The sequence below is a fragment of the Blastocatellia bacterium genome, from assembly GCA_035275065.1.
Taxonomy (GTDB): Bacteria; Acidobacteriota; Blastocatellia; order UBA7656; family UBA7656; genus DATENM01.
Map to the genome: position 1 here is coordinate 1 of DATENM010000042.1, position 4070 is coordinate 4070.

Below are 4070 nucleotides of genomic sequence, written 5' to 3' on the forward strand. Positions count from 1 at the left end.
GCGTTAGGTGGCCTGGCCCTAGTAACAATAATGTTTCTGCTGCTAAAGAACATCCTCTTTACGGTGTTAGTCCCCGGCACGGTCGCCGTCTACCTGCCGCTGCGAGTCGTCACGCGGCCTCCCGCTGCCCTGGCCTTCGACTGGCGTGCGAGCCAAGTCGGCGCTCTGCTTCCCCTGCTGCTTGGCGCAGCGGTTTACTTCTGGTGCTTATGGGATTTCGCGATGACCGGGCGGGGCACGCCGGCGCCGATAGACGCGCCCCAGCGGCTAGTCGCTCGCGGGCTGTACCGGTACATCCGCAACCCGATGTACGTCGGTGTGCTGCTGGTGATCGCCGGCTGGGCGGTGTTCTTGCAGTCCTGGCGGGTTCTGATCTACGCGACGGCGGTAGGAATATTCTTTCATCTGTTCGTGGTCCTGGTCGAGGAGCGGCTGCTGGAGGGGAAGTTCGGCGAAACGTACGTGAGGTACTGCGGGGAGGTAGGGCGATGGCTGCCGAGGCGGTGGCGATGACGGGCCGCCTAACAACGACATGCACCGGAGCGCGGCAAGCGGGCTGCTTATGGCTACTTCCATGCACCATGCCGCGCCCGGTGATGTGTGTTCGTTAGACGCATTTCCACTAGAGCTTGCTGTGATGAGACCCTCGCTGGCAAGATTTCTGAGATGCCAAAGCTTTATGAATATTTTGGGATCATTGTGCTGTTTTACTCCAACGAGCATGAGCCTATCCATGTTCATGGCAAGTGTCAGGGGAGAGAAAGCAAAGCCGAACTCACTCTTGAAAACGGGAAGGTGGTTAGAATTGAATACACCCCGGTCAAGGGGAGAAAGCCATTGAGCCAGTCAGAATTGAAGAACTTCCAGACCTTGACCAAGCACTACGCTGAGGAGATAGTTCAGAAATGGATCGATTACTTCGTGCTTCACAAACCGGTAGAGCCGCAGAAGGTTACCAAGAAGATCAAGTGATTCTTCCCGAAGGGGCGGTGATCGACATTCTTCGAGTCGAGCAACTATCCGACTACAAACTCAAACTTTACTTCAGCGACGGGATAGAGCGAATCATAGATTTCGAACCATTCCTGCAAGCCTCCCGCAATCCGATGATTCAAGCCTACCTCGATCCGAAAAAGTTTGCGAATTTCAAACTGGAGTACGGCGAACTGGTATGGGACGACTATGGCTTGTGTTTCCCGATAGCGGATTTATACGAGAATAGAATTTGATCTCAGCGAACATGCGTCTAACAAGGCGTTACAGCGGAGGCCGCGCAGCGCGGTTCTCATGCGTTCTTGTGAGGTCGTTCGCGGCCCCGCTGAACGCGGGCGTTAGACCCCTGCCCGTTACGTTGTCATTTCCTTAGAATTTTATTGACATCATCTATCGAGGGTAGTATAAGAGGACTGTACTTTAAACTACTCCCGATCTTTGGGCTACGTCCGTAGCTACAAATCGTTGGTTTTGAAAAGGAGGTCTACCATGTTCAAACCTATTAGGGTGTTCCCTCTTATCGGCTTCCTGATTTTCACCGGCATTGTGTTCTCCCATAGTTCAGTTGCTGTTAGACCTTTCGTAGCTAATGTCCATCTGGGCGGTGCATCGCAGAATAAGAACGCAATTTATGCTTCTAATGACTCCGTTACTTTTACAATACCAGTTGTCACATCATCCGACGTTCAGAATACAGCTCAAGCAAAAGTTGATTTTAGCGATTACTCTAACCCTATGAGCGTTGGTTATTCAGTCTCTGCTCGCACACTGACTCAAACTCTAGCTGGCGGCGGCCAATCCACAAATTATAGCTTTACGCTTACTACGAATGCTGATAATTCACATACCGGCACAGTTACTATGGAACTTCGGCTTGATACTGCCACAGGGTCAACAATCATTGATCCAAAATTTGTCATTGTCAGCATTCTTGTTCAGTCTCAAACTGCGGGCGGCGGCGGCGGTTGTACCAATGACTGTGGTGATAGGGGCGAAACCAGAAGTTGTGATCCGAGTTGTAACAGTTGCTGTGTCAGTCCGATATTAATCGACATCTCAGGGAATGGCTTTGAGCTTACAGATTTCACATCGGGCGTGATGTTCGATCTTAACGGTAGCGGCGTGCCGCATAAAGTTTCATGGACTGCTCCCGGTTCTGACGATGCATTTCTTGCTCTCGACCGCAACAATAATGGCACCATAGACGATGGCACAGAGCTATTCGGCAATAAGACTCCGCAACCCCTTTCAGCTACCCCTAATGGCTTTCTTGCTCTTGCTGAATATGATAAGCCTGAAAATGGCGGTAATGGCGATGGCAAAATCGATAGCAGAGATAGGATTTTCCCACTACTCCGTCTGTGGCAGGATGCAAACCATAATGGGGTATCGGAAGCAAATGAGCTGCACCCCTTAACTGAGCTTGGCATTTATGCAATTAGCCTTGACTATAAAGAGTCGAAACGAACTGACCGATATGGTAATAGTTTTAAATATCGGGCAAAAGTCTATGACGCGCATGGCGCGCAGGTAGGCCGCTGGGGTTGGGATGTATTTTTCCTCCGAGAATAATAGAAAGAGCAGTTAGAATTAACAACCGCCAGTGAATCCATTGTGATTTGCTGGCGGTTCTATTTTCAGTTAACAGATAATGAGAGATCATAATGTCGAAACGGGGTCTAACAAGGCGTTGCAGCGGAGGCCGCGAAGCGAGTTTCTCATGCTTCGGCTAGGGCCGTTCGCGGCCCGGTGATGTGTGTTCGTTGGGCGACGCGCCCCCAGTCGCTGACTGGCGCAACGATGCAATCTGGCGGATGGCCTGACTTGCCTGCAACGATCATTCATTGGCGTCGCACCGCTGGCGACCGTCACCCGGCGCAGCGGCGAGGTTGGCAACAACCGGCAGACAAACGCCGGTGAGCGGCGGGCATCGCATCGCCGCGGTTAAAGGATTTGGTGGACCGCAAAGGATGGGCAAGCGACAGCGGCAATGGCGGCGGCGCTTTGCGGCGGGCGAGATGGTCGGCAACACAAGCCAGGGCGGGGTCAGCAGCCATGAGGGGTGCAGGCAGTGGCGGCGAGATGGCCGCGCAGCGTAGGAAAAATGGGACAGGGCGGGAAGCGTAGGGCAGAACCGGGAATCGTCGAAAATGGGATGGGACGAGGGCGGGAGGCCGACGGTTTTGAGGGGGTTGAGGTTACAGGCGACGCCCAACAAGCGCATGCACCGGAGCGCGGCGAGCGCGGTTCTCGTCATTGGTCAAGTGCGACACGCCGCGCCCGGTGATGCGTGGCGTTAGATGGCTGATTGAATTTATCTGTGCAATTTAAGAAACTTTGATGGTTGATCTTTACTGGTCACAACATTCTTATTCGTGGAGGTGAGCCACTTTGCAAGATATTATTACTAATGAACAGCTAATGTTAGTAGGCCAGCATTTGGCGTATTGGTCAGATTATTATCATCGCATTATCAAAGTTGATGAGCTGCCGATCAACATAGAAGGCCCGAATGCTGGAGGCTATAGCCGGGTGCGCTGGCAACATACAATAGTGAGTGGCGTTTTCAGCCGCGATGAAAGATCGGCTAAACTGAGGGAGAATAAAGAGGTAAGAGAGAATTTAAAGCAACTCATCAATAAAAGAGGCTGTCATCTGAATGAGATTCTTGAGTATGTAAAACAATTCCAGGACCCACTCAATAGGTCTACGAATGTGAATGTCTGGGATGAACAAGCCTTCAAGAACGCAACGCCAGAAAGACTGGCAAAGAAGCTGGGATGTTTGGGAAAGGTCAAGTTCAAGAAAGTCTTTCACGGCATAAAATGAGCAGATAGTCATGCAGCAACACCATCTAACAACGACATGCACCGGAGCCGCCGAAGCGGACTTCTCATGCTTCGGCCATTGCCGCTCGGCGGCCCGGTGAACGCGGGCGTTAGACGCCTATCGCCCGCCCTTGACCAATGATTTGACGACCTGTACTGTTAATCTGTACACATCAAAACAAGTAGGTGAGTGATGGCAATTCAAACGACATACACAAAGGCCAGAGCTAATTTCGCTAAACTATGCAA

Annotated in this window: 5 protein-coding genes; all 5 read left to right on the plus strand. The window is 51.7% G+C overall.

The window, feature by feature from the left end:
* Window positions 1-30: 30 nt before the first annotated feature.
* The 5 genes from VJ464_09430 (at window position 31) to VJ464_09450 (ending at window position 3822) form a co-directional block, all read left to right on the plus strand.
* Complete coding sequence (locus VJ464_09430; protein ID HKQ05341.1) at window positions 31-513, plus strand: isoprenylcysteine carboxylmethyltransferase family protein; 483 nt, start codon at window positions 31-33, stop codon at window positions 511-513.
* Window positions 514-666: 153 nt separating this feature from the next.
* A complete protein-coding gene (locus tag VJ464_09435; GenBank protein HKQ05342.1) occupies window positions 667-972 on the plus strand; it encodes a DUF4160 domain-containing protein in 306 nt (101 codons plus the stop codon).
* Complete coding sequence (locus VJ464_09440; GenBank protein HKQ05343.1) at window positions 906-1229, plus strand: DUF2442 domain-containing protein; 324 nt, start codon at window positions 906-908, stop codon at window positions 1227-1229. Before VJ464_09435 ends, VJ464_09440 begins: the two co-directional genes overlap by 67 nt.
* A gap of 253 nt (window positions 1230-1482) precedes the next feature.
* Entirely contained in the window at window positions 1483-2565 is a 1083-nt protein-coding gene (locus VJ464_09445; protein HKQ05344.1) for a hypothetical protein, read from the plus strand.
* Between the two features lie 819 nt (window positions 2566-3384).
* Window positions 3385-3822 (plus strand): hypothetical protein, encoded by a 438-nt coding sequence (locus tag VJ464_09450; GenBank protein HKQ05345.1) that lies wholly within the window; start codon window positions 3385-3387, stop codon window positions 3820-3822.
* The last annotated feature ends 248 nt before the right edge of the window (window positions 3823-4070 follow it).